Source organism: Trinickia sp., assembly GCF_051953955.1.
Lineage (GTDB): Bacteria > Pseudomonadota > Gammaproteobacteria > Burkholderiales > Burkholderiaceae > Trinickia.
Genome location: NZ_JBQCIF010000125.1, coordinates 67433 through 93243 on the forward strand (window position 1 = coordinate 67433; position 25811 = coordinate 93243).

Sequence of the window (25811 nt, forward strand, 5' to 3'; positions counted from 1 at the left end):
TTTAAGACCAGGACCGGATAATGCGCTGGCAGCCACGGACCGCCCCACTCACCCCAGCACCGCGGGAAGCGCGCCCCGCGGCGCAGCGGCATGCCCGTCACGCACGATCGTGCGGCTAGCGCCCTTCTGATGCGAGCTTCGCTCCGCTCGCGCTTATCGGCGCCGGAGCCCTCGCCGCCGACGCCCCGTTTTCAGAACTCATTGCGCGTGACGCGCATTGCCGGCCGCAAACATCGATGGATGCTTTGCCCGGCCACTCGATCCGTCCGACCATGAACGCACCTCAAGTCTTCGACCCGCACGGCGCCACGGCTGTTCTCCCCGCCGATCCCGAACCGCGCTTGCGCGAGATTCCGTACAACTACACGTCGTTTTCCGACCGCGAGATCGTGATCCGGCTGCTCGGCGACGACGCCTGGAAGGCGCTCGACGAGCTGCGCGCCGAACGCCGCACGGGCCGCTCGGCGCGGATGCTCTACGAGGTGCTCGGCGACATCTGGGTCGTGCGCCGCAACCCGTATCTGCAGGACGATCTGCTCGACAATCCGAAGCGCCGCGACTTGCTGATCGAGGCGCTGAACCACCGTTTGAGCGAAATCGAAAAGCGCCGCCGCGCGGACCTGACCGAGCATGGCGACGAAGCCGGGCTCGAGCGTGCCTCGCGCGTGGAAATGCTCGTCGCGGCCGCACGGCGCGCCGTCGACGCGTTCGCGGCCGAATTCGGCGCGATGGCCGAGTTGCGCCGCCGGGCCACCAAGGTGCTCGGCCGCTGCACGCAGAAGGACAACATCCGCTTCGACGGCCTCTCGCGCGTCTCGCACGTCACCGATGCGACCGATTGGCGCGTCGAATACCCGTTCGTCGTGCTGACCCCGGATACGGAAGCCGAGATCGCGCGCCTCGTGAAGGCGTGCTTCGAGCTCGGGCTGACGGTGATCCCGCGCGGAGGCGGCACCGGCTACACGGGCGGCGCCGTGCCGCTCACGCCGTTCTCGGCCGTCATCAACACGGAAAAACTCGAACAACTCGGCGCCGTGGAACTGACGGAGCTGCCGGGCGTACCGACGAAAACACCGACCATCTTCTCCGGCGCAGGCGTCGTCACGCGCCGCGTGACCGAGGCGGCCGAGGCGGCCGGCTACGTGTTCGCGGTGGACCCTACCTCGCTCGACGCATCGTGCATCGGCGGCAACGTCGCGATGAACGCGGGCGGCAAGAAGGCCGTGTTGTGGGGCACCGCGCTCGACAACCTCGCCTGGTGGCGCATGGTCGATCCGCAGGGCAACTGGCTCGAAGTGACGCGCCTCGAGCACAACCGCGGCAAGATTCACGACGTCGACGTGGCGCGCTTCGAACTCAAATGGTTCGACGGCGACGCCGCACCGGGCGAGCGGCTGCTGCGCACGGAAACGCTTTCGATCGAAGGCCGCCGCTTCCGCAAGGAAGGGCTCGGCAAGGACGTGACCGACAAGTTTCTCGCGGGCCTGCCCGGCGTGCAGAAAGAAGGCTGCGATGGGCTCATCACGTCGGCGCGCTGGGTGCTGCACAAGATGCCGGCGCATACGCGCACCGTTTGCCTCGAATTCTTCGGCCAGGCGCGCGACGCGATCCCGAGCATCGTCGAAATCAAGGACTACCTGTTCGAGACGTCCAAGCGCGGCGGGGCGATTCTCGCGGGCTTGGAGCACCTCGACGAGCGCTATCTGCGCGCCGTCGGCTATGCGACGAAGTCCAAGCGCAACGCGTTTCCGAAGATGGTGCTGATCGGCGACATCGTTGGCGACGACGCCGACGCGGTGGCCACGGCCACCTCGGACGTCGTGCGCATGGCGAACGGCAAGAGCGGCGAGGGTTTCGTGGCCGTCAGCGCCGAGGCGCGCAAGCGCTTCTGGCTCGACCGCAGCCGCACGGCCGCGATCGCGAAGCACACGAACGCGTTCAAGATCAACGAAGACGTCGTGATTCCGCTTAACCGCATGGGCGAGTACACGGACGGCATCGAGCGGATCAACATCGAGCTGTCGCTGAAGAACAAGCTGCAGCTCGTCGATGCCTTGGAAACGTTCTTCAAGGGCGGCAACCTGCCGCTCGGCAAGAGCGACGACGCGAACGAAATCCCGAGCGCGGAGCTGCTCGAAGATCGCGTGCAGCAGGCGCTCGCGCTGCTGGCGCGCGTGCGCGCACGCTGGTCGTTCGTGCTCGAGAAGCTCGACTTGTCGCTGCGCGAGGCGCAGCACTACCTCGTCCAATTGGGCTACGAAGCGCTTGCCGAGAAATTTGCCGATCGCGTGGACGCGCAGCCGGGCGCGGCCGTCTTCCATGTCATGCAAGACCGTACCATCCGCTCATCGTGGAAGCAGGAGATCCGGGCCGAGTTGCGCCAGATCTTCAATGGCGGCGAGTTCAAGCCGATCCTCGACGAAGCGCAGGCGATCCACAAGCGGGTGCTGCGCGCTCGCGTGTTCGTCGCGCTGCACATGCACGCGGGCGACGGCAACGTTCATACGAACATCCCCGTCAACTCCGACAACTACGAGATGCTGCAAGACGCGCACAAGGCCGTCGAACGCATCATGAAGCTTGCGCGTTCGCTCGATGGCGTGATTTCGGGCGAGCATGGCATCGGCATCACGAAGCTCGAGTTCCTGACGGAAGCGGAGATTGCCGATTTCCGCGCATACAAGGAACGGATCGATCCGGAGGGGCGGTTCAACAAGGGCAAGCTGTTGCCGGGCGCGGATTTGCGCAACGCCTATACGCCGAGCTTCGGCCTCATGGGCTACGAATCGCTGATCATGCAGCAATCCGACATCGGCGCGATCGCCGATTCGGTGAAGGACTGCTTGCGGTGCGGCAAGTGCAAGCCCGTGTGCGCCACGCACGTGCCGCGCGCGAACCTGCTCTATAGCCCGCGCAACAAGATCCTGGCGACGTCGCTCTTGATCGAGGCCTTCCTGTACGAGGAACAAACGCGCCGCGGCGTGTCGATCAAGCATTGGGACGAATTCAACGACGTGGCCGACCACTGCACGGTCTGCCACAAGTGCGTGACGCCGTGCCCGGTCAAGATCGATTTCGGCGACGTCTCGATGAACATGCGCAATTTGCTGCGCAAGATGGGCAAGAAGAAGTTCAATGCGGGCGCCGCTGCCGGCATGTTCTTCCTGAACGCGACGAATCCGCAGACGATCAACATCGCCCGCACGGCGATGATGGGCATCGGCTACAAGGCGCAGCGCCTCGGCAACGATCTGCTGAAGAACTTCGCGAGGAAGCAGACCGCCCACCCGCCCGCGACGACGGGCAGGCCGCCCGTCGTCGAGCAGGTGATCCACTTCGTCAACAAGAAGATGCCGGGCAACTTGCCGAAGAAAACGGCGCGCGCGCTGCTCGACATCGAGGACAACAAGATCGTGCCGATCATCCGCAACCCAAAGACGACGACCGTCGATTCGGAGGCGGTGTTCTACTTCCCGGGCTGCGGCTCCGAGCGGCTGTTCTCGCAAGTGGGGCTCGCCACGCAGGCGATGCTCTGGGAAGCGGGCGTGCAGACGGTGCTGCCGCCCGGCTATCTGTGCTGCGGCTATCCGCAGCGCGGCGCGGGGCAGTACGACAAGGCCGAGAAGATCGTGACGGACAACCGCGTGTTGTTCCACCGCGTGGCCAACACGCTGAATTACCTGGACATCAAAACGGTCGTGGTCTCGTGCGGCACCTGCTACGATCAGCTGGCCGGCTATGAGTTCGACAAGATCTTCCCGGGCTGCCGCATCATCGACATCCACGAGTTCTTGCTCGAAAAGGGGATGAAGCTCGACGGCGTGACGGGGACGCGCTACATGTACCACGATCCTTGCCATACGCCGATCAAGACGATGGACCCGGTCAAGCTCGTCAACGAGCTGATGGGTTCGAGTAACGACGGCTACACGATCGCGAAGAACGAACGCTGCTGCGGCGAATCGGGCACGTTCGCCGTGGCTCGCCCCGATATCTCGACGCAGGTGCGCTTCCGCAAGGAAGAGGAAATCCGCAAGGGCGCGGCGAAGCTGCGCGAGATCGCCGTGACGTCGGCCGCAGTGGGAAGCGCGGGCGGGGCGCCGGCGCCGGCGGACGGCGCGGCCGAGATCAAGGTGCTGACGAGCTGCCCGTCGTGCTTGCAGGGGCTCTCGCGCTACAACGAGGATGCCGGTGTGCAAGCTGATTACATCGTCGTGGAAATGGCGCGCCACGTTCTCGGCGAGAACTGGATGGCCGAGTACGTCGAACGCGCGAATAACGGCGGGATCGAGCGCGTATTGGTGTAATCGATCGGTGTAATCGATGGTGTGGGGCGGGCGTAGTCGGCCGCGATCGGATGCAATTGGGCGTAATCGGATGTAATGGCGGTGTAATGCTGCCCACGCGCGGGGCGTTGTGGTGTAAAACGCTCTCGCGCGCAGGAGCGAAGCGCGCTTACCGACGTTGGCCGACGCCAAGGGGCGAAAATGGATTGCGTATTTTGCCGTGAGGAAGGCGGGGTCGTGCTTTGGCAGGACGATGCGTTGCGGGTCGTTCTGGCCGACGAGCACGACTACCCGGGTTTCTGCCGCGTGATCTGGAGCGCACACGTGGCCGAGTTCTCGGATTTGCAGCAGCACGAGCGCGATCGCGTCATGCTCGCCGTGTATGCGACCGAACGTGCGGTACGGCGCGTGCTGGCACCGAACAAGGTGAATCTGGCCAGTCTCGGAAATCAGGTGCCGCATCTGCATTGGCACGTGATTCCGCGTTTCACGAACGACGCCCATTTCCCGCTGCCCATCTGGGCGCCCCGGCAACGTTCGGTTTCGGAGGCGCTGTTGGCTCAGCGGCGTGCCCAGGCGACCCTCATTGCGGACGCGCTGCGGCATGAAATGGCGCAAACGCTCGAGTGACGGCCCGCTAGGCGGGCACGAGCGCCGCGCGGCTATGGATCGGTAATGAGAGGCAAACAATGGCGGGACTGACTTCGGAGACGCCGGTGCCCACGGGCATCGTCGTCCATGCAAAATCGCGCGCGCTGGAGCTGCAATATGCGGACGGCGTCAGCTATCGGATTCCTTTCGAATTGATGCGCGTGTATTCGCCCTCAGCGGAGGTACGCGGGCACGGGCCGGGGCAAGAGACGCTGCAAACGGGCAAACGCGACGTGGCGATCGTGTCGATCGAAGGCGTCGGCAATTACGCTTTGCAGCCGACGTTTTCGGACGGTCACGCCACGGGCATCTATTCTTGGGATTTGCTGTACGCGCTGGCGACGCGCCAGGACGAGCTGTGGCAAGCGTACTTCGACAAGCTTGCGGCGGCCGGCGTCGACCGCGATGCGCCGATGACGCCGCCGGGCGCCGCGCGCGGTCACTGTCACTGATTGTCACTGATACGAAACGCGAAAGGACAACGCGATGAGCAAGACTCACTTCGGCTTCGAGACCGTCGACGAGCAAGAGAAGGCGAAGAAGGTGGCGGGCGTATTCCACTCCGTCGCCACGAACTACGACCTCATGAACGACTTGATGTCGGGCGGGCTGCACCGTGTCTGGAAGCAATTCACGATCGCGCAGGCGAACGTGCGCCCGGGCTTCAAGGTGCTCGACATCGCCGGCGGCACCGGCGATTTGTCGAAGGCGTTCGCGAAGCAGGCCGGGCAAAGCGGCGAGGTTTGGCACACCGACATCAACGAGTCCATGCTGCGCGTGGGCCGCGACCGCCTGCTCGACCAAGGCATCGTGACCCCCTCGCTGCTGTGCGACGCCGAAAAGATTCCGTTCCCCGACAACTACTTCGACGTCGTGACGGTTGCGTTCGGGCTGCGCAACATGACGCGCAAGGAAGTGGCGATTTCCGAGATGCGCCGCGTGCTGAAGCCCGGCGGCCGCTTGCTCGTTCTCGAGTTCTCGAAGGTCTGGGAGCCGCTGAAGAAAGTCTATGACGTCTACTCCTTCAAGGTGTTGCCGTGGCTTGGCTCTAGGTTCGCCAAAGATGCCGACAGTTACCGCTATCTTGCCGAATCGATTCGGATGCATCCGGACCAGGACACCCTGAAGGCGATGATGGAACAGTCGGGGCTCGACGGCGTGAAATATTACAATTTGTCAGCTGGCGTGGTAGCCTTGCACGTGGGGGTGAAATATTAGCCCTCATAACCCATTGTTTTAATAGGAAATACCGACATGGCCGATTCGCTTTGCATTCCTTCCAAACAGCTTTCATGGCGATTGACGAAGCGAATCCGGCTCTTCACCGTGGCGACGATGATCGCCGCCGGCACGCTCGTGGCCCTCGACGCCGAGGCCAAACGCATGGGCGGCGGCCGCAGCGTCGGGCGCCAATCGCAAACGATCCAGCGCGATAGCGCTCCGCCGGCTCAGCCGTCGGGGCAGGCGGCGCGGTCGGCTCAAGCCGGCACGCAGCCGGGCGCAGGGGCGCAAGCGCAGCGCAGTCAAGCGGCTCCGGCCGCGCCCGCTCCGTCGCGCTCGCGTTGGCTCGGCCCGATCGCCGGTCTCGCCGCCGGGCTCGGCATTGCTGCATTGTTGTCGCATTTCGGCCTGGGCGGCGCGTTCGCGAGCGCGATGGCGAACGTCATCGTCGTCGCGCTGTTGGCGATGATCGGGATATGGCTCGTCCGCAAGCTGTTGTCATTGCGGCGCCAGGGCGGCTCCCATGCGCTGGCCTCGGCCGGCGGTGCGTTGCCGGCGGGGCGCAGCGGCGGCGTCGGTGGCATGCCCGACGTTTCCGTCTCTCGCGTTGGCGAGGCAGCGGCATCGGCGGCCGGTGGCGGGCAGGCGGCTTTCGCGCGCCCGGCCGATTTCGACGAGGCGGCGTTCCTCCATCACGCCAAAGTCAATTTCGTCCGGCTCCAAGCCGCCTGGGATGCCGGCAATCTTGCCGACATTCGCGCGTTCTCGACGCCCGAGATGTTCGCGGAGCTCAAGCTCGATCTCGACGCACGGGCCGGAGAGCGCAACGAAACCGACGTCGTGCAGTTGAATGCCGAGTTGATCGATCTCGACGAAGATGGCTTCGAGTGGCGGGCGAGCGTGCGCTACACCGGCTTGATTCGCGAAGCGGCGGGTGCGCCGGCGCAGCCGTTCGAGGAAACGTGGCAGCTGAGCAAACCGAAGCGCGGTGACGACGGCTGGTTGCTTGCCGGAATTTCGCAGCCGACGGCTCATTGATATGCGTGCCGCTCGTCGGCGCGATCGGCGTTCGCCCATGACGGCGTTCGTGGCGATTGCGGTGGCGACGGCCCTGGCGGCCGGCTCGCAGCAGGCCAGCGCTGAGCCGAAAAGGCGTTTCAATAAGCTCACTTTCGAAAACCGCGATCCGAGCAATCCGCGGTTTCGATTCGAACACGAGCTCGCTTCGTGCGCCAGACCGATGGACAGCAGCGACTTCGTCGTCAAACCGGGTGAGGTAAGCCGCCGTCACTATTACGAAAAGCTCTTCGAAGACGGCTGCATTTCCGAAACCAAGGAGCTGGGCTGGATCGTGACCGCAACTCGGCCGCAAGACGGTTTCAGATGGCAATGTCGCTTGCGCCTCGTCAACCACATCGATCCCGTATCGGCATGGTGGCGCGTCAAGATCGCCACGGACTCGATGCAGCCGCTCGCTCAAGGATCTGCCGATCTTTGCACGGACGGCACGCTCGTGAAGTCGGCTGTCTGCCATACGACCGACGAGTCCTCGTTCGAACGCGCCGATTGCCTCAATCAGGGTGCCGAGCTGTACGGCACGATCACGATTACCCTCGGCGGCCCATCGATGCCCCTGCCGCCTCCCGAGCAACTGACCAACCCGCTGGAGCCGAATGCGCCGGGTTAATGCGGCAACGCCGGCCCACCGTCGTACGCCGCCCCGATTTCGCTGCGGTAGGGCGCGCTTCGCCGGAGCGAAACGTGGCCTGCCGAGAACACCGGGCCAGGCAATGCCGCCCCCCGATCGGGCGCTACAATAGAGGCCCGCGTCGGCTGCCGCCCGCGGGCTTTTTATTGTTCCCCGATGACTCTTGCCGCCAAGCCCTTTGCCGTTGCCGTCAACCACTTGCTCGCTCGCGAAGCGTGGGCGCGCGACCGCCTCGCTCCCTATGCGGGGAAGACGGCGCGCCTCTCATTCTCCTCGATCGTCTTGACCCTTGCCGTGGAGCCCGATGGCTACCTCGGTGCGGTCGATGAACTCGACGTGCGCGCTGTCGACGTTTCCCTTGCCGTCGCGCCTGATGCGTTGCCGGCTTTCATGCAGGGGGGACAGGCCGCGGTCATGAAGCACGTCAAGATCGAGGGCGATGCCGAATTCGCCACGCAGCTCGCGAAATTGGCCGAGCATTTGCGCTGGGAACCCGAGGAAGATTTGGCCAAGCTGATTGGCGACGCCCCCGCTCACCGCGCGGCGCGGATCGTCCGTTCGGCGGGCGAGCACGCCATGCGCGCGAGCCGCGGCTTGCGCGACTCGATCGCCGAATATCTGCTCGACGAAAATCCGCAACTCGTGCGCCGCGGCGCACTCGACGTGTTCAACGGCGAACTCGCGCGCGCGCGCGATGCGCTGGCGCGCATCGAAAAGCGGATCGAACGGCTCGATCAGCAAACGCTCGCCCGCCGGGCAGGCGCCTTGCGCCGCGTGCGATAGCGAGCGGCCTACCATGCGTCTATTGCGTTTCATCAAGATCGTCTACACCGTCTGGCGCTTCGGCCTCGACGAGATGATGCTGAGCCGGCTCAACGATCGCCGGGTCCGCCTCCTCGTGCGCATCGGCACGATCGGCCGCCGCTACAAGTCGCCGCCGGCCGTGAGGTTGCGCCTCGCGCTCGAAAGCCTGGGGCCGATCTTCGTCAAGTTCGGGCAGGTGCTTTCGACGCGTCGGGATTTGCTGTCCGCCGACGTCGCCCTCGAGCTCGCCAAGCTGCAAGATCAGGTTCCGCCGTTCGATTCGGGCGTGGCGATCGAAATCATCGAGCGCTCGCTCGGCGCGCGCGTCGACGTTCTGTTCGACGAGTTCGAACGCGTGCCCGTGGCCAGCGCGTCGATCGCGCAAGTGCACTTCGCGAAGGTGAAGTCGGGGCAGCATGCGGGCAAGAGCGTCGCGATCAAGGTGTTGCGGCCGAACATGCTGCCCGTGATCGACTCCGACTTGGCATTGCTGCGCGACTTGGCCGTCTGGGCCGAACGGCTCTGGGCCGACGGCAAGCGCCTCAAGCCGCGCGAGGTCGTCGCGGAATTCGACAAATACCTGCACGACGAGCTCGACCTCATGCGCGAGGCGGCGAACGGCAGTCAGCTTCGCCGCAATTTCGCGGGGCTCGACCTGCTGCTCGTGCCCGAGATGTACTGGGAGTTCTGCACGCCGAACGTGCTCGTGATGGAGCGCATGGTGGGCGTGCCGATCAGCCAGGTGGAGACGCTCCGAGCGGCCGGAGTCGACATCCCGAAGCTCGCGCGCGAAGGCGTCGAAATTTTCTTCACGCAGGTGTTTCGCGATGGCTTCTTTCACGCGGACATGCACCCGGGCAACATCCAGGTCAGCCTCGATCCGTCGCATTTCGGCCGCTACATCGCGCTCGACTTCGGGATCATCGGCGCGCTGTCCGACTTCGATAAGAACTACCTCGCTCAAAACTTCTTGGCATTTTTCAAGCGCGACTACCACCGCGTCGCCACGCTGCACTTGGAATCGGGGTGGGTTCCGCCCACCACGCGCGTCGAAGAGCTCGAAAGCGCGATTCGCGCCGTATGCGAGCCATATTTCGATCGCGCGCTGAAAGACATCTCGCTGGGCCAGGTGCTGCTGCGCCTGTTTTCCACGTCGCGCCGCTTCAACGTCGAGATTCAGCCTCAGCTCGTGCTGCTGCAAAAGACGATGCTCAACGTCGAGGGGCTGGGCCGCTCGCTCGATCCGGAACTCGATCTCTGGAAGACGGCCAAGCCTTATCTCGAGCGGTGGATGAACGAGCAGATCGGCTGGCGCGGCTGGTACGAACGGCTCAAAGTGGAAATGCCGCAGTGGAGCAAGACCTTGCCGCAATTGCCGCGCCTCGTTCATCACGTGCTGGCGGACCGGCACGGGCACGACGGCCCGCGCGGCACGCACGATGCCGCGCTGAGGCTGTTGCTGCTCGAGCAAAGACGAACGAATCGGCTGCTGCAGGCGCTGTTGCTGTTCGGCGTGGCCATGGGCGTCGGCGCGCTCGCTGCTCGTGCCTGGCTCGCCTTTGCCTATGGGGCCTAACGCATGAGCGAACCGTCTTCCCCCGATCAGCCGCCCGGCTCGCTTGCCGGCGGCACGACGCCCGCGTTCTCGACGCGGGACCCGAACACGGCGGCATTCTGGGACGAACGCTTTCGCCAAGGTTTCACGCCCTGGGACCAGGCGGGCGTACCCGCGGCATTCGCCGCATTCGCTTCACGCACGGCGCCGCGGCCCGTTCTTATTCCAGGTTGCGGTAGCGCGCATGAAGCCCTTTGGCTCGCGCAGGCGGGCTGGACCGTGCGCGCCATCGATTTCTCGGCGGATGCCGTCGCGGCGGCCCGCGCTCGGCTCGGGCCCCAGGCGGCGCTCGTCGAGCAGGCCGATTTTTTCGCTTACCGGCCGCCGTTCGTGCCGGGATGGATCTACGAGCGTGCGTTTTTTTGCGCTCTGCCGCCCGCGCGCCGGACGGACTACGCCGCGCGGATGGCGCAGTTGCTCGAGCCGGGCGGACTGCTCGCAGGGCTCTTTTTCTTCGACGATGCACCGAAGGGCCCCCCGTTCGGGATCGTGCGCGCTGAGCTCCACGCGATACTGGATGGGTCATTCGAGTTGGTCGAGGACGAGCCCGTTACCGATTCGATCCCGGTGTTTGCGGGCAAAGAGCGCTGGATGACTTGGCGCCGCCGTTGAGTGCGCCGGATCGTTGGACCTAGAGGCAGCAAGCGCATCCGGCCGCCCTTGGCGCGGGTGACCGGGTACGTGCGCGGGCGGCCTTGATTTTCCGCGCCATCGTCCCCATCTCGCGATCGGCGCGAGGCCGTGTGCCGGTGAGCCGGGGTGCGGCCCGGGGTGCGGCCAATTGCGGCTATAATTCAACGCTTTGCAAGCGCTCAACCGTTTTTTTGTCGGAAATAGTCGGGAAGAGAATCATGCCGATCTACGCCTACCGTTGCGAATCGTGCGGCTTTGAGAAAGACGTGCTCCAGAAGATGAGCGATGCGCCGCTGACACAGTGCCCGCAATGCGAAAAGGACAGCTTTCGGAAGCAGCTGACGGCTGCGGGCTTTCAACTGAAGGGCTCGGGCTGGTACGTCACCGATTTCCGCGGTGGTTCGAGCGGCTCGAACGCAGCGGCATCGGGTGGCGCCGCCGCAGCCGGGTCCGACGCGAAACCGGAAGCGAAATCCGAATCGAAGTCGGACAGCGCGCCCGCGCAGCCGGCCAGCACGAGCACGCCCGCCGCGTCGGACGCATAGGCGGACGCCGCTGGGGACGCGGCCGGCGCTGCGTCGTCGCACGCATCGAACCCGAAGCGCCGGGCGGTAATGAAGCGCGGATTCACTCCCAAGCGGTTCCCTGACGGTACACATGAAAAAGACGACGCTCAAATCCGTGTTCTTGACCGGCCTGCTGGTCCTCGTGCCCCTGGCGATCACGCTCTGGGTGCTGGGGCTCGTCATCGGCACGATGGACCAGACGCTGCTGCTCCTGCCCGCATCGTGGCAGCCCGAGAAGCTGCTCGGATTTCATTTGCCCGGCGTCGGCGCGCTGCTGACCTTGGCGTTCATCTTCATCGTCGGGCTGTTCACGCAGAACTTCGTCGGGCAAAAGCTCGTCACCTGGTGGGACGCGATCGTCAGGCACATTCCGATCGTCGGGCCACTGTATACGAGCGTGAAGCAAGTGTCCGACACGCTGCTGTCGAGCAGCGGCAATGCGTTCCGCAAGGCGCTCTTGATCGAGTACCCGCGGCGCGGCTCCTATACGATCGCGTTCCTGACGGGCACGCCCGGCGGCGATGTTGTCAACCACCTGCAGGAAGAGCACGTGAGCGTCTACGTGCCCACCACGCCGAATCCGACGTCGGGCTTCTTTCTGATGGTCCCCAAGGCGGAGGTCATCGAGCTCGACATGACGGTCGACGCGGCGCTCAAGTACATCGTCTCGATGGGCGTCGTCGCCCCGCAAGCGCCGGCGAGCCTGCCGTCCCGCCGCCCGGTCGAGCCGCCCCTTTAATGCACGCCCGTGCGGCGAATGGCGCTCCGCACGCGTTGCCCTCTAATGCCAAATGAAAGACGAATACCATGTCGATGAGATCTGAATACTGCGGTCTGGTGACCGAACATCTGTTGGGCCAAACCGTGTCGCTGTGCGGCTGGGTGCATCGCCGGCGCGATCACGGCGGCGTCATCTTCATCGACCTGCGCGACCGCGAAGGGCTCGTGCAAGTCGTCTGCGATCCCGACCGCGCCGAGATGTTCAAGATCGCGGAAGGCGTGCGCAACGAATTTTGCGTGCGTGTCGTCGGCCTCGTGCGCAATCGTCCGGAAGGCACCGTCAATACCGGGTTGAAGAGCGGCAAGATCGAGGTGCTCTGTCATGAGCTGACCGTGCTGAACGCGTCGGTCACGCCGCCGTTCCAGCTCGACGACGACAACCTCTCGGAAACGACGCGCCTCACCCACCGCGTGCTCGACCTGCGCCGTCCGCAGATGCAGAACAACCTGCGCTTGCGCTATCGCGTCGCGATGGAAGTGCGCAAGTATCTCGACGCGCAAGGCTTCATCGACATCGAAACGCCGATGCTGACGAAGAGCACGCCTGAAGGCGCACGCGACTACCTCGTGCCTTCGCGCGTGAATGCCGGCCAGTTCTTCGCGCTGCCGCAATCGCCGCAGCTCTTCAAGCAGCTCCTGATGGTGGCGAACTTCGATCGCTACTACCAGATCGTCAAGTGCTTCCGCGATGAAGACTTGCGTGCCGATCGCCAGCCCGAATTTACCCAGATCGACTGCGAAACTTCGTTCCTCAGCGAGCAGGAAATCCGCGATCTGTTCGAGAAGATGATCCGCCACGTCTTCAAGGAGACGATCGGCGTCGCGCTCGACGAGCCGTTCCCGGTCATGCAGTACTCGGAGGCGATGGCGCGTTTCGGTTCGGACAAGCCCGATCTGCGCGTGAAGCTCGAGTTCACCGAGCTGACCGATGCGATGAAGGACGTCGATTTCAAGGTGTTCAGTACGCCGGCGAACACGAAGGACGGCCGCGTGGCGGCGCTGCGCGTGCCGAAGGGCGGAGACCTGTCGCGCGGCGACATCGACGGCTATACCGAGTTCGTGCGCATTTACGGCGCCAAGGGTCTCGCATGGATCAAGGTCAACGAGGCCGCCAAGGGCCGTGACGGTCTGCAAAGCCCGATCGTGAAGAATCTGCACGATGCGGCGATTGCGGCGATCCTCGAGCGCACCGGCGCGCAAGACGGCGACATCATTTTCTTCGCGGCCGATCGCGCGAAGGTCGTCAACGACAGCCTTGGCGCGCTTCGCCTGAAGATCGGCCATTCCGATTTCGGCAAGGCCAACGGCCTCGTCGAAGCCGGTTGGAAGCCGCTGTGGGTCATCGATTTCCCGATGTTCGAGTACGACGAGGAAGAGGCGCGCCATGTGGCTGCGCATCACCCGTTCACGAGCCCGAAGGACGAGCATCTCGAGTACCTCGAAACCGATCCGGGCCGCTGCCTCGCGAAGGCCTACGACATGGTGCTGAACGGCTGGGAAATCGGCGGCGGCTCGGTGCGGATCTATCGCGAAGACGTGCAGACGAAGGTGTTCCGCGCACTGAAGATCGGCGATGAAGAGGCGCGAGCGAAGTTCGGCTTCCTGCTCGACGCGCTGCAGTACGGTGCGCCGCCGCATGGCGGGATCGCGTTCGGTCTCGATCGCATCGTGACGATGATGGCCGGTGCCGATTCGATCCGCGACGTCATCGCATTCCCGAAGACACAACGTGCGCAGTGCCTGCTGACGCAGGCCCCGAGCGCCGTGGACGAGCGTCAGTTGCGCGAGTTGCATATTCGCCTGCGTCAGCCGGAGCAGCCGAAGGCGTAAGCCGAGCGGAGCGCGCCGCGGCCAGCGGCGCGCGTGGAGATGGACCCGGTTGCACCCGGTACGCCGTAACGCTATCGTGACGTCTTCACGACCGTTGCCGCACCGCACCTCACCGCCTTGAATCCCACCGTCGCTCCGCTACCATTCCGCCACGCGCTTTTTGCGATGCTAGGCATCGGCCTAGTCAACATGCTGGTTGCCCTCGACCAGACTGTCGTAAGCACCGCCCTCCCATCGATCGTGGCCGAACTCCAGGGCTTCGAGTACTACGCTTGGATCGCGAGCGCCTATCTGTTGGCATCGGTCGTCACCGTGCCCGTATTTGGCCGCCTCGGTGACTACTTCGGTCGCAAGCGCTTCGTCCTCGCCGCCGTCGTCGTGTTCACGCTCGCCTCGGTGCTGTGCGGGCTCGCCACCGGCATGCGCATGCTCGCGGTCGCCCGCGCGTTGCAAGGCATCGGCGGCGGCATGATGGTCGGCACGGCTTTCGCCTCCATCCCCGACCTCTTCCCCGATCCGCGCTACCGCGTGCGGTGGCAAGTCATCATGGCGGCCGCCTACGGCATCGGCACGGCAGCCGGCCCCTCGCTCGGCGGATGGCTCAGTCAGCATTTCGGCTGGCGCTCCACGTTCTTCGTGAACCTTCCGGTCGGCGCTCTGGCACTGTATTTCATCGGCGCGCATCTGCCCCATTACCGACGCGAGCGCCAAGGTTCGGTCAAGATCGACTGGAGCGGCGCATTGCTCGTCGCACTCGTGCTCGGCGGTTTTCAGGTGCTGATCGAAGCGCTGCCAAAGGACGGGCCGACGGCAGCCAACCTCGCACTGGCGGTCGCCGTCGCCGTCCTCGGCGCAGCGCTGCTTCTGTGCGAACGGCGGGCGACGCATCCGATCGTTCCGCTCGACTTGTTTCGCGAGCCGCAACTCGTGACGCTGTTCATGCTCTCGACGCTCTCCGGCTTCGTGATGTTTTCGCTGATCTTCTTCGCGCCGCTGCTGCTGCAAGGCGGATTCGGCCTCTCGCCGCAAGAAGCCGGCCTCTTGGCCACGCCGATTGCCGCCTGCATCGCGATCGGCAGCGTCATCAACACGCGCATCGTGATTCGGCTGCCGCGCCCGACGTTGATTCTCTCGATCGGGTTCGGCCTGCTCGTCGCGGCCGCCGCCGCGCTATCGTTCGCGACGCCGCGTACGCCGCATCTTTGGCTCGAGCTGGCGATGTCCGCCGTCGGCATCGGGCTCGGGTTCATCCTCAACAACCTGAACATATTCGCTCAGGAGATTGCCGGCCGAGAGCGCTTCGGCATTACGACCGCGCTGCTGCAATCCACGCGAATGGTCGGCGGCATGCTCGGCACGAGCATTCTGGCCACGATCGTCAACCATAGTTATGCCGCAGGGGCGGCCGACACCTTGCAAGGCCTCGGCCCCGAACTTCAAGCGCACTGGCTGCCGCGCCTTGCCGACCCGCGCGTGCTCGTCGACGCCAGCCTGCGAGATGCGATGCTCGAACAGTTGCGCGCCGCCAAGGTCGACGGCGGCTTGTTGATCGATTCGGCCCGGCGCGTGCTCGTGCATGCGCTCCACATCGGTATGGCGATCTCGGGCTGCGCCGCACTCTGTGCGGTCTGCCTCGTGAGGCGCATCGCGCACATCCGGTTCCGGGGCGCGGCCAGCCTGCCGAGCCGTCAGGCCGCGTGAACGGCTACCGACATCCGGAAATCATCGAACTGACCGACATTCATCGAACGCCATGCAAAAACCGCCGAAAATTCCCGAGTCGGTGCTTGTCGTCATCTACACGCCCGAGCTCGACGTTCTCATCATCGAGCGCGCGGATCATCCCGGCTTTTGGCAGTCGGTGACGGGCTCGAAGGATCGCATCGACGAAGCGCTCACCGAAACGGCCGTGCGCGAAGTCGGGGAAGAGACGGGCATCGTCGTCGGCGGCCCGATCGTGCCATTCGATGCGCTCGTCGACTGGGGCGAGTTCATCGAATACGAGATTTATCCGGTTTGGCGCCATCGCTACGCCGAAGGCGTCACGCGCAACGTCGAACATTGGTTCGGGCTCGAGGTGCCGACGCGGCTCGAGGTCACCCTCGCGCCGCGCGAGCATACGGCGTCGCTGTGGTTGCCCTACGAACAAGCGGCTGCGCGCTGCTTTTCGTCGTCCAATCGCGACGCGATCCTTCAATTGCCGCGCCGTCTGCGCACGGGCGGGGCCGCCGCGGCGCAAGCCGCTTCGCGGCAACCGCGCAAGGACGCATGAGCACACGCGGCGCGCGCCGGCTCGCGCGCCTCGGGGCCGCACTCGTTTCGCGGCGGCGCACCGCCCGCCTGGCGTTCACGGCCGGCAACCACGTGCGGCTGTTCAGCAGCGGCGCCGACTATTTCGAGGCATTGATCGCCCACGTCGATGCGGCGCGTGACAGCGTCGCACTCGAAACCTATATCTTTTGCGACGACTCGGCCGGCCGCCCCGTCTCCGATGCGCTCGTGCGCGCGGCGAAGCGCGGCGTGCGCGTGCGCGTCATCACCGACGCACTAGGGACGGGGCGCCTGTCGCTGTTCGACGAATGGCTCGCGGCCGGTGTCGAACATCGGGTCTACAACGCCGGCTGGCTCGGCTTCGGTTTGCTCGGCCGGTTCGGCTTGTCGCGCACGCACCGCAAAGTCGCGGTCGTCGACGAGCATGTCGCTTTTTGCGGCGGCATCAATATCGTCGACGACTTCGCCTCGCCAGGCGGCCGGCTCGCACGCGCACGGTGGGATTTCGCCGTCGAGTTGACGGGACCTGTCGTTGCCCGCGTCAGTGCGGCGCTCGATACGCAGTGGCGACGCCTCACGCTCGGGCACCGTCCCTACGCAGCGTCGGTATCGCGGGCGCTCGAGCTGCGAGCCGAAGCGACGGCGACAGGCACGGCGGCGCCGTCGCGGCCTATGCGCCGAGTGCCCGCGCAAGCGGCGCTGAAGGCTCCGAGCGTGGCCTTCATCGCGCGCGACAATTTCGTGAATCGGCGCGCGATCGAAAAGGCTTATCTCGTCGCCATCGGTCGCGCGCGGCACGAGATCTTGCTGGCCAATCCCTATTTCGTGCCCGGGCGCAAGCTGCGGCGCGCCTTGGTGGCCGCGGCGCGGCGCGGCGTGGACGTGCGCCTTTTGATCGGGCGCAAGGAATTCGTCGCGCTCGATCATGCCGTGCCTTATCTTTACCGAACGCTGTTGGCCTCTGGGGCCAAGATCGCCGAGTATGAAAAGACGATGCTGCACGGCAAGGTGGCCGTGGTCGATTCGAATTGGGCGACCGTCGGCTCATCCAACCTCGATGCACTGAGCCTCGTGCTCAACAACGAGGCAAACGTCGTGCTCGTCGAACACGCCGAAATCGGCCAGTTGCGCGAGGCGATTCTCACGGCGTTCGACGAGGCGCGTCCGATCGACTTTGCCCGATATGCGGCACGCCCTTGGCCCGAGCGGTTGACGAACTGGCTGGCGTACATGGTCTACCGCGCCGTGATGAAACTGCTCACGGTGGGCGGATACGACTAGGGCCGGCATGCCGCGATCCCCGCGGTTCGGCGCGTTCGCTCGCCGGCCCGTGCCTCGCAATTAGCGTGAACACGCCCTAGTCCCCGGTTAGATTCCGGTTTCTAATAAAGTCCTTGTTTCGCGGACGGTCGCGCTCAATAATAGTACGGCCGTTCTATTTTATGATTGCACAGCCAAAAGAACGGTATAGAGAGGCCATGCGAAAAGGTGAACAAACGCGCGCAGCGATTCTCGATGCGGCGCTCGATCTGGCGAGCCGCGATGGGCTCGAGGGTTTGACGATCGGCTTGCTGGCCGAGCGCATGCAGATGAGCAAAAGCGGGGTCTTCGCGCACTTCGGATCGCGGGAAGACTTGCAGGTGGAGGTCGTTCGCGAATATCACCGGCGCTTCGAGGAGGAGGTGTTCTTCCCGAGCCTGGGTGAGCCGCGCGGCTTGCCGAGATTGCGCGCGATGCTGGGGCGCTGGATGGAGAAGCGCATCCAGGAAGTGATGACGGGATGCATCTACATCAGCGGTGCGGTCGAGTACGACGACCGCGGCGACAACCCCGTGCGCGAGCAGCTCGTGCTGAGCGTCTCCACCTGGCGGGCAGCGTTGCTGCGCGCCATCTCGCAAGCCGTCGAAGAGGGGCATTTGCGCTCGGATACCGATCCGGACCTGATGCTGTTCGAACTGTATAGCTTCACGCTCGGTCTGCATCACGACGCGCGCTTCCTGCATCTGCCCGATGCCGAGCGTCTCACGTGGGCCGCGCTGGAAAAAACGATCGTTTCATACCGGAGCCAAAGCCACGGCCGTTAGATTGCAGCGCTCCTATCCGGTGCACTGACGCTCACTGGCGGCTTTGTCTCTACAGCTGTGAACCTTTGGAGGAAGTCATGGGTCAGTACGCCGCGCCGCTGCGCGACATGCAATTCGTGCTGCACGAACTGCTGAACGTCGAAAACGAAGTCAAAGGCATGCCCAAGCACGCCGATCTCGATGCCGACACGATCAACCAAGTGCTCGAGGAAGCCGGCAAGTTCTGCGCCGAGGTCCTGTTCCCGCTGAATCAGAGCGGCGACGAGGAAGGCTGCACCTATGCGGGCGACGGTGTGGTCACGACTCCGAAGGGTTTCAAGCAAGCGTATCGCCAGTACGTCGAGGCAGGTTGGCCCGCACTGGGCTGCGACCCCGAATACGGCGGCCAAGGGCTGCCGGCCTTCGTGAACAATGCGCTCTACGAAATGCTGAACTCGTCCAACCAGGCGTGGACGATGTACCCGGGCCTGTCCCACGGCGCCTATGAATGCCTGCGCGCGCACGGCGCGACTGAGCAGCAGAAAGTCTATTTGCCGAAGCTCGTGGCGGGAGAGTGGACCGGCACCATGTGCCTGACGGAGCCGCACTGCGGTACCGACCTGGGCATTTTGCGCACGAAAGCCGAATCGAACGGCGACGGCTCGTACCTCATCACGGGGACGAAGATTTTCATCTCGAGCGGCGAACACGATCTGGCCGAGAACATCGTTCACCTCGTGCTCGCGCGTTTGCCCGATGCGCCCCCGGGAACGAAGGGCATTTCGCTGTTCGTCGTGCCGAAGTTCATCCCCGATGCGGCAGGCGAGCCCGGCGAGCGCAATGGCATCAAATGCGGCTCGATCGAACACAAGATGGGCATCCACGCGAATGCCACCTGCGTGATGAATCTCGACAGTGCCAAGGGCTGGCTCGTCGGCGAGCCCAATCGAGGTCTGCAGGCGATGTTCGTGATGATGAACGCGGCGCGTCTCGGCGTCGGCATGCAAAGCCTCGGCCTCACCGAAGTTGCCTATCAGAACTCGCTCGTCTATGCGAAGGAACGTCTGCAGATGCGCTCTCTGACGGGCCCGAAAGCACCGGACAAGCCGGCCGATCCGATCATCGTCCACCCGGACGTGCGCCGCATGCTGCTCACGCAGAAGGCCTATGCCGAAGGCGCGCGCGCGTTTTCGTACTGGTCTGCCCTGCAGATCGACAAGGAGCTGTCGCACGAAGACGAAGCCGAGCGCAAGGAGGCGGCCGATCTCGTCGCGCTGCTGACGCCGATCCTGAAGGCGTTCCTGTCCGACAACGCGTTCGAATGCACGAATCACGCGATGCAGATCTTCGGTGGCCATGGATTCATCAAGGAATGGGGCATGGAGCAGTACGTGCGCGACGCCCGCATCAACATGATCTACGAAGGCACGAATGCGGTGCAGTCGCTCGACCTGCTGGGCCGCAAGGTGCTCGGCGACATGGGCGCGAAGCTGCGCAAGTTCGGCAAGCTCGTGACGGACTTCGTCGAGGCCGAAGGCGTGAAGCCCGAAATGCAGGAGTTCGTCAATCCGCTGGCGGACATCGGCGACAAGGTGCAAAAGCTAACGATGGAAATCGGCATGAAGGCGATGCAGAACCAAGATGAAGTCGGTGCCGCGGCCGTGCCGTATCTGCGCACCGTCGGGCATCTGGTCTTCTCGTATTTCTGGGCGCGCATGGCGCGCATCGCGCTCGACGAGGAAGCGTCGGGCGATCCGTTCTACAAATCGAAGCTCGCCACGGCGCGTTTCTACTTCGCGAAGCTGCTGCCGGAAACGGCCAAGACGATCCGCGAGGCGCGCGCGGGCGCGAAGACACTGATGGACGTCGACGAGGCGCTGTTCTAAGCGAAGCGCCTTAAGTCCGCCAGACATACATGACTCCTAGGGAGGAAAGACGTGAGCAATTTGATCATTCGTAAGGTGGCCGTGTTGGGCGCCGGCGTCATGGGCGCGCAGATCGCCGCGCACTTGATCAACGCCAAGGTGCCGGTCCTGCTGTTCGACCTTCCGGCCAAGGAAGGCCCGAAGAACGCGGTGGCCCTGAAGGCGATCGAGAACCTCAAGAAGCTGTCGCCGGCGCCGTTCGGCGCCAAGGACGACGCGCGCTACATCGAGCCGGCGAACTACGAGGACGACATCGCGGGGCTCGCCGAGTGCGACCTCGTCATCGAGGCGATCGCCGAGCGGATGGACTGGAAGCACGATCTGTACAAGAAGGTTGCGCCGCATCTCGCGCCGCATGCGATCTTCGCGACGAACACGTCGGGCCTGTCGATCACTAACTTGTCCGAAGGATTCTCGGACGAGCTGAAGTCGCGCTTTTGCGGCGTGCACTTCTTCAATCCACCGCGCTACATGCATCTCGTCGAGCTGATTCCGACGGCGCACACGCAGCCGCGCATCCTCGACGATCTCGAATCGTTCTTCACGAGCGTCGTCGGCAAAGGCGTCGTACGCGCGAAAGACACCCCGAACTTCATCGCGAACCGCGTAGGCGTTTTCTCGATCCTCGCCGTCATCACGGAAGCCGCGAAGTTCGGGCTGCGCTTCGATGAAGTCGACGATCTGACCGGCTCGCGGCTCGGCCGCGCGAAGTCGGCCACGTTCCGCACGGCAGACGTCGTGGGCCTCGATACGATGGCGCACGTCATCAAGACGATGCAGGACAATCTCGCCGACGATCCGTTCTTCCCCGTGTACGAAACACCAGCCGTATTGGCCGCGCTCGTCGCGAAGGGGGCGCTCGGTCAGAAAACGGGCGGTGGCTTCTACAAGAAGGAAGGCAAGGCCATCAAGGTGCTCGACGCGAAGACGGGCGAGTACGTCGAGGGCGGCGCGAAGGCCGATGATCTGATCGGCCGCATCCTCAAGCGTCCGGCCGCGGAGCGCCTGAAGCTCCTGCGCGAATCGGAGCATCCTCAGGCGCAATTCCTGTGGTCGATTTTCCGTGACGTCTTCCACTATATCGCCGTGCATCTGGAATCGATCGCCGACAACGCGCGCGACGTCGATCTGGCGATCCGCTGGGGCTTCGGCTGGAACGAGGGCCCGTTCGAGGGCTGGCAGGCAGCCGGCTGGAAGCAAGTGGCCGAGTGGGTGCGAGAGGACATCGCCACGGGCAAGGCGCTCTCGAAGGCGCCGCTGCCGTCGTGGGTGTTCGAAGGCGCCGTCGCCGAAAAAGGCGGCGTGCACACGAGCGAAGGCTCGTTCTCGCCGGCGGCGAACCGGTTCGAGCCGCGCTCGGCGCTGCCTGTCTACGGCAAGCAACTGTTCCGAGCGCCGCTCGTCGGCGAGACGGGCGCCGACCCGAAAACCTACGGCAAGACGCTGTTCGAAACCGATTCGGTTCGCGCGTGGGTCGATGACCGCGCGGGCGAGGACGACGTCGTCATCGTCTCGTTCAAGACGAAGATGAACACGATCGGCCCGGGCGTGCTCGACGGCCTCGCGCAAGCGATCGAGCTCGCGGAGACATCGTACAAGGGCGTCGTCGTCTGGCAGCCCACGTCTTTGACGCTCGGCACGCCGGGCGGCCCGTTCTCGGCCGGCGCGAACCTCGAGGAAGCGATGCCGGCGTTCATGATGGGCGGCGCCAAAGGCATCGAGCCGTTCGTCAAGAAGTTCCAGCAAGGCATGCTGCGCGTGAAGTACGCGAACGTGCCCGTCGTTACGGCCGTCTCGGGCATCGCGCTCGGCGGCGGTTGCGAGCTGATGCTTCATAGCGCTAAGCGCGTTGCGCACATCGAGAGCTACGTCGGTCTCGTCGAGGTTGGCGTCGGCCTCGTGCCCGCGGGCGGCGGCCTGAAGGAGGCTGCGCTGCGTGCGGCCGATGCGGCGGCCGCCATCGGCGCATCGAACGGCGAACTACTGAAGTTCCTCTCCAAGTCGTTCGAGAACGCGGCGATGGCGAAGGTGTCGGGCTCGGCCATCGAGGCGCGTGCGATGGGGTATCTGAAGCCGTCCGACACGATCGTGTTCAACGTATTCGAATTGCTCGACACGGCCAAGAAGGAAGCACGCGCGCTCGCGCAAGCGGGCTATCGTCCGCCGCTTCCGGTGAAGCAGGTTCCGGTGGCGGGGCGCTCGGCGATTTCGACGATCAAGGCGCAACTCGTGAACATGCGCGATGGCAACTTCATCAGCGCGCACGATTTCCTGATCGCGTCGCGCATTGCGGAAGTCATCTGCGGCGGCGACGTCGAAGCGGGCAGTCTCGTCGACGAAGCATGGCTGCTCACGCTCGAGCGCCGCGCGTTCGTCGATCTGCTCGGCACGCAAAAGACGCAAGAGCGAATCATGGGCATGCTGCAAACCGGCAAGCCGGTGCGTAACTAATACGGCGAACGTGTCGAGGCCGCGCCCGAGCGGACATTGCCCGCGGGGCGGCCCAGCGTTTCATTTCAGGAGTTGCAAATGAGCAAACAATTGCAAGACGCATACATCGTCGCCGCGAGCCGTACGCCGATCGGCAAGGCGCCGCGCGGCGCATTCAAGAACACGCGGCCGGACGAGCTGCTCGTACACGCGATCAAGTCGGCCGTGGCGCAAGTGCCCGGCCTCGACACGAAGGTCATCGAAGATGCGATCGTCGGTTGCGCGATCCCCGAGGCCGAGCAAGGCCTGAACGTCGCGCGGATCGGCGCGCTGCTCGCGGGCCTGCCGCAATCGGTCGGCGGGGTCACGGTCAATCGGTTCTGCGCGTCGGGCGTGACGGCCCTCGCGATGGCGGCCGATCGGATTCGCGTCGGCGAGGCCGATGCGATGATCGCGGGCGGTTGTGAATCGATGAGCATGGTGTCGATGATGGGCAATACCCCGTCGATGTCGCCGCACATCTTCGATAACGACGAAAATTTCGGCATCGCCTATGGCATGGGCTTGACGGCCGAGCGCGTGGCCGAGCGTTGGAAAGTGAGCCGCGAGGATCAGGACCGCTTTTCGCTTGAATCGCACCAGAAGGCGATCGCGGGGCAGCAAGCAGGCGAGTTCAAGGATGAGATCGCCCCGTATGCGATCGTCGAACGCATGCCCGATCTCGCCACGGGCGAGGTGAGGGCGAAGACGCGCGAAATCGCGCTCGACGAAGGCCCGCGTCCCGATACGACGATCGAAGGTCTGGCCAAGCTGCGTGCGGTGTTCGCGAACAAGGGCTCGGTCACGGCCGGCAACAGCTCGCAGACATCGGACGGTGCAGGTGCGCTGATCGTCGTTTCCGAGAAGATCCTGAAGCAGTTCAACCTGACGCCGCTCGCGCGCTTCGTCAGCTTCGCCGTGCGCGGCGTGCCGCCCGAGGTGATGGGTATCGGCCCGAAGGAAGCGATCCCGGCTGCGCTGAAGGCCGCCGGCCTGAAGCAGGACGACCTCGATTGGATCGAGTTGAACGAAGCCTTCGCGGCGCAATCGCTCGCGGTGATCCGCGAGCTCGGCCTCGATCCGGCCAAGGTCAATCCGATCGGCGGCGCGATTGCGCTGGGCCATCCGCTCGGCGCGACGGGGGCGATTCGGGCGGCCACGGTCGTGCACGGCCTGCGCCGCCGCAATTTGAAGTACGGCATGGTGACGATGTGCGTCGGCACCGGCATGGGCGCGGCGGGCATCATCGAGCGCCTGTAATTTTCGCCGTGACCCGGCAATGACGGTTCGTGCGCTTCGGAGCGATCCTCCGGGCCGCGAACCGTTTTCCTTTGGAGAAAGGCGATGGACATTGTGGTGGAGCGCAGTGCCGAAGGCGTGATGACGATCGCGCTGAACCGGCCCGAAAAGAAAAACGCGATCACGGCGGCGATGTATCAGACGATGGCCGATGCTCTGGCCGAAGCGGAAGATGACGCCGCGGTGCGGGCGATCTCGATTCGCGGCGGGGCGCAGGTGTTCAGCGCGGGCAACGATCTCGAAGACTTCATGAAGTCGCCGCCGAGCGGCGAGGACGCGCCCGTGCTGCAGTTTCTGCGGCGCATCAGCTGTGCGGAAAAGCCGATCGTCGCGTCGGTAGCAGGGGCGGCCGTCGGCATCGGCACGACATTGCTGCTGCATTGCGACCTCGTCTATGCGGCCGAGACGGCGACGTTCTCGCTTCCATTCTCGCAACTGGGGCTGTGTCCGGAAGCGGCGTCGAGCTTGCTGTTGCCGCGTCTCGCCGGCTATCCGCTCGCCGCCGAAAAGCTGCTGCTCGGCGAAGCGTTCGATGCGCAAGAGGCGCATCGAATGGGCATCGTCAATCGCTTGCTGCCGGCCGGTGAAGTCGATGCATTCGCCTATGCGCAAGCGGTCAAGCTCAGCGGGTTGCCTGCGTCGTCGCTGCGCGTCACCAAAATGCTGATGAAGCGCGCGCACGGTCAAGAGATCGCCGATCGCATGAAGGAGGAAGTGGTGCACTTCGGCAAGATGCTGCTCGCACCCGAGGCACGCGAGGCGATGATGGCGTTTTTTCAGAAGCGCAGGCCCGATTTTCGGCAGTTCGGGTGAAACACACAGCCCGGCATCAAGTCTTTACTTCTCGCGCTGTGTGAAGGGACCGATGATGCGAGATGCGGGCTCGAAGTGAGCCCATTCCTGCTATCTGAGTTCTTACTCAGTCGATTCAATTTTCTTGGATTGATAGAACACCTGTCTAACATTAGTCTTCCATCTAGTCACGCACCCCTATGCACGACACAGGCAGAGTTCCGGCCACAGCAAGTGGTCCTTCTCCAGTTCCAGGAAGAGTGAAATGTCGCAACCACGAATCGAAGGCCAAGACGGTGCCGAGAAAATAAGAAATATTGGTCCAGTAAGGGTTCAATTCATTCACCCTCATGGGGTGCTGTCGAAATATTGGAAGGTGGACGAGAATTCCTGGACTGTATCCGCGAACGCCGAACGTGACGATGCAGGAATCTTTTATATCATTCAGTCAAAGGTGTTGTGCTACTTTGCCAGCGATAGGACTTTAACCGCGCTCGCAGTGGAACCAGGCATCGGCTCTCTACTCACTCGGTCGACACAAACGAACTACAACGAGTTCATGTTTGCCCTGGTCGCCGAAACCCGTGGCACCGTTGCTGGATTTTATCCGACCCTTGGAATCTGGGATGATGGCCTCATACGACGCGCGGAGAACAACGATCATCTGCTGCTGACTCCTGTGATTCCGGCGCCCCTCTGAAATTGCGCGCAGGCGGGCGAACGTCCGCCGAAGAACATCTTTTGTCGGCGGACCGCGGTTGCCTCGCATGATTGGCTTGCGGCTTGCTGGACAGCTGAAGTCGATATGTTCAATTGGTGAGCTCGATCAAGCTCGCGTCGCTGCCGACATCGCCGCTTTGCGCGGTTCGGGCGCTGGCGAGGAACGCCCATTCTCGGC

At 64.2% G+C, this 25811-nt stretch carries 21 protein-coding genes; all 21 read left to right on the forward strand.

Features of this window, described 5'->3' with window-relative positions; translation table 11 throughout:
* The first annotated feature begins 272 nt into the window (after positions 1 to 272).
* The 21 genes from ACTHNZ_RS23410 to ACTHNZ_RS23510 all read left to right on the forward strand — a co-directional run bounded on the left by ACTHNZ_RS23410 (position 273) and on the right by ACTHNZ_RS23510 (position 25613).
* A complete protein-coding gene (locus ACTHNZ_RS23410; protein WP_440544971.1) occupies positions 273 to 4307 on the forward strand; it encodes a DUF3683 domain-containing protein in 4035 nt (1344 codons plus the stop codon).
* A gap of 180 nt (positions 4308 to 4487) precedes the next feature.
* Positions 4488 to 4916, forward strand: coding sequence for an HIT family protein (locus tag ACTHNZ_RS23415; RefSeq protein WP_440544972.1), 429 nt, complete (start codon positions 4488 to 4490; stop codon positions 4914 to 4916).
* 59 nt (positions 4917 to 4975) lie between these two features.
* Positions 4976 to 5389 carry a gamma-butyrobetaine hydroxylase-like domain-containing protein gene (locus ACTHNZ_RS23420; protein WP_440544973.1) on the forward strand — a complete coding sequence of 138 codons (414 nt, stop codon included), beginning with the start codon at positions 4976 to 4978 and terminating at the stop codon, positions 5387 to 5389.
* A gap of 34 nt (positions 5390 to 5423) precedes the next feature.
* Positions 5424 to 6155 carry a bifunctional demethylmenaquinone methyltransferase/2-methoxy-6-polyprenyl-1,4-benzoquinol methylase UbiE gene (ubiE, locus tag ACTHNZ_RS23425; protein WP_440544974.1) on the forward strand — a complete coding sequence of 244 codons (732 nt, stop codon included), beginning with the start codon at positions 5424 to 5426 and terminating at the stop codon, positions 6153 to 6155.
* Between the two features lie 36 nt (positions 6156 to 6191).
* Entirely contained in the window at positions 6192 to 7196 is a 1005-nt protein-coding gene (locus tag ACTHNZ_RS23430; protein ID WP_440544975.1) for a Tim44 domain-containing protein, read from the forward strand.
* 37 nt (positions 7197 to 7233) lie between these two features.
* Positions 7234 to 7845 (forward strand): hypothetical protein, encoded by a 612-nt coding sequence (locus tag ACTHNZ_RS23435; protein ID WP_440544976.1) that lies wholly within the window; start codon positions 7234 to 7236, stop codon positions 7843 to 7845.
* A 177-nt stretch (positions 7846 to 8022) separates the two neighbouring features.
* Positions 8023 to 8649 (forward strand): ubiquinone biosynthesis accessory factor UbiJ, encoded by a 627-nt coding sequence (locus ACTHNZ_RS23440; RefSeq protein WP_440544977.1) that lies wholly within the window; start codon positions 8023 to 8025, stop codon positions 8647 to 8649.
* Between the two features lie 13 nt (positions 8650 to 8662).
* Entirely contained in the window at positions 8663 to 10246 is a 1584-nt protein-coding gene (gene ubiB / locus ACTHNZ_RS23445) for a ubiquinone biosynthesis regulatory protein kinase UbiB (protein WP_440544978.1), read from the forward strand.
* A gap of 3 nt (positions 10247 to 10249) precedes the next feature.
* Positions 10250 to 10897 carry a methyltransferase domain-containing protein gene (locus ACTHNZ_RS23450; protein ID WP_440544979.1) on the forward strand — a complete coding sequence of 216 codons (648 nt, stop codon included), beginning with the start codon at positions 10250 to 10252 and terminating at the stop codon, positions 10895 to 10897.
* A gap of 239 nt (positions 10898 to 11136) precedes the next feature.
* Positions 11137 to 11463 carry an FmdB family zinc ribbon protein gene (locus tag ACTHNZ_RS23455; protein ID WP_440544980.1) on the forward strand — a complete coding sequence of 109 codons (327 nt, stop codon included), beginning with the start codon at positions 11137 to 11139 and terminating at the stop codon, positions 11461 to 11463.
* A 112-nt stretch (positions 11464 to 11575) separates the two neighbouring features.
* Complete coding sequence (locus ACTHNZ_RS23460) at positions 11576 to 12223, forward strand: DUF502 domain-containing protein (protein WP_440544981.1); 648 nt, start codon at positions 11576 to 11578, stop codon at positions 12221 to 12223.
* 68 nt (positions 12224 to 12291) lie between these two features.
* Positions 12292 to 14094 carry an aspartate--tRNA ligase gene (aspS, locus tag ACTHNZ_RS23465; protein ID WP_440544982.1) on the forward strand — a complete coding sequence of 601 codons (1803 nt, stop codon included), beginning with the start codon at positions 12292 to 12294 and terminating at the stop codon, positions 14092 to 14094.
* Between the two features lie 165 nt (positions 14095 to 14259).
* A complete protein-coding gene (locus ACTHNZ_RS23470; protein WP_440544983.1) occupies positions 14260 to 15795 on the forward strand; it encodes an MFS transporter in 1536 nt (511 codons plus the stop codon).
* A gap of 52 nt (positions 15796 to 15847) precedes the next feature.
* Entirely contained in the window at positions 15848 to 16366 is a 519-nt protein-coding gene (gene nudB, locus ACTHNZ_RS23475) for a dihydroneopterin triphosphate diphosphatase (RefSeq protein WP_440544984.1), read from the forward strand.
* Positions 16363 to 17646, forward strand: a complete 1284-nt coding sequence (locus tag ACTHNZ_RS23480) for a phospholipase D-like domain-containing protein (RefSeq protein WP_440544985.1) — start codon at positions 16363 to 16365, stop codon at positions 17644 to 17646. Before nudB ends, ACTHNZ_RS23480 begins: the two co-directional genes overlap by 4 nt.
* Before the next feature lie 197 nt (positions 17647 to 17843).
* Positions 17844 to 18449 carry a TetR/AcrR family transcriptional regulator gene (locus ACTHNZ_RS23485; RefSeq protein WP_440544986.1) on the forward strand — a complete coding sequence of 202 codons (606 nt, stop codon included), beginning with the start codon at positions 17844 to 17846 and terminating at the stop codon, positions 18447 to 18449.
* A gap of 77 nt (positions 18450 to 18526) precedes the next feature.
* Positions 18527 to 20314: an acyl-CoA dehydrogenase C-terminal domain-containing protein gene (locus ACTHNZ_RS23490; RefSeq protein WP_440544987.1), complete on the forward strand. Its 1788-nt coding sequence runs from the start codon at positions 18527 to 18529 to the stop codon at positions 20312 to 20314.
* Between the two features lie 51 nt (positions 20315 to 20365).
* A complete protein-coding gene (locus ACTHNZ_RS23495) occupies positions 20366 to 22804 on the forward strand; it encodes a 3-hydroxyacyl-CoA dehydrogenase/enoyl-CoA hydratase family protein (protein WP_440544988.1) in 2439 nt (812 codons plus the stop codon).
* A gap of 78 nt (positions 22805 to 22882) precedes the next feature.
* On the forward strand, positions 22883 to 24082 hold the full coding sequence (locus ACTHNZ_RS23500; RefSeq protein ID WP_440544989.1) for an acetyl-CoA C-acyltransferase: 1200 nt from the start codon (positions 22883 to 22885) through the stop codon (positions 24080 to 24082).
* Positions 24083 to 24166: 84 nt separating this feature from the next.
* Positions 24167 to 24934, forward strand: coding sequence for an enoyl-CoA hydratase (locus ACTHNZ_RS23505; protein WP_440544990.1), 768 nt, complete (start codon positions 24167 to 24169; stop codon positions 24932 to 24934).
* A gap of 244 nt (positions 24935 to 25178) precedes the next feature.
* Positions 25179 to 25613 (forward strand): hypothetical protein, encoded by a 435-nt coding sequence (locus tag ACTHNZ_RS23510; protein WP_440544991.1) that lies wholly within the window; start codon positions 25179 to 25181, stop codon positions 25611 to 25613.
* Positions 25614 to 25811 lie beyond the last annotated feature (198 nt).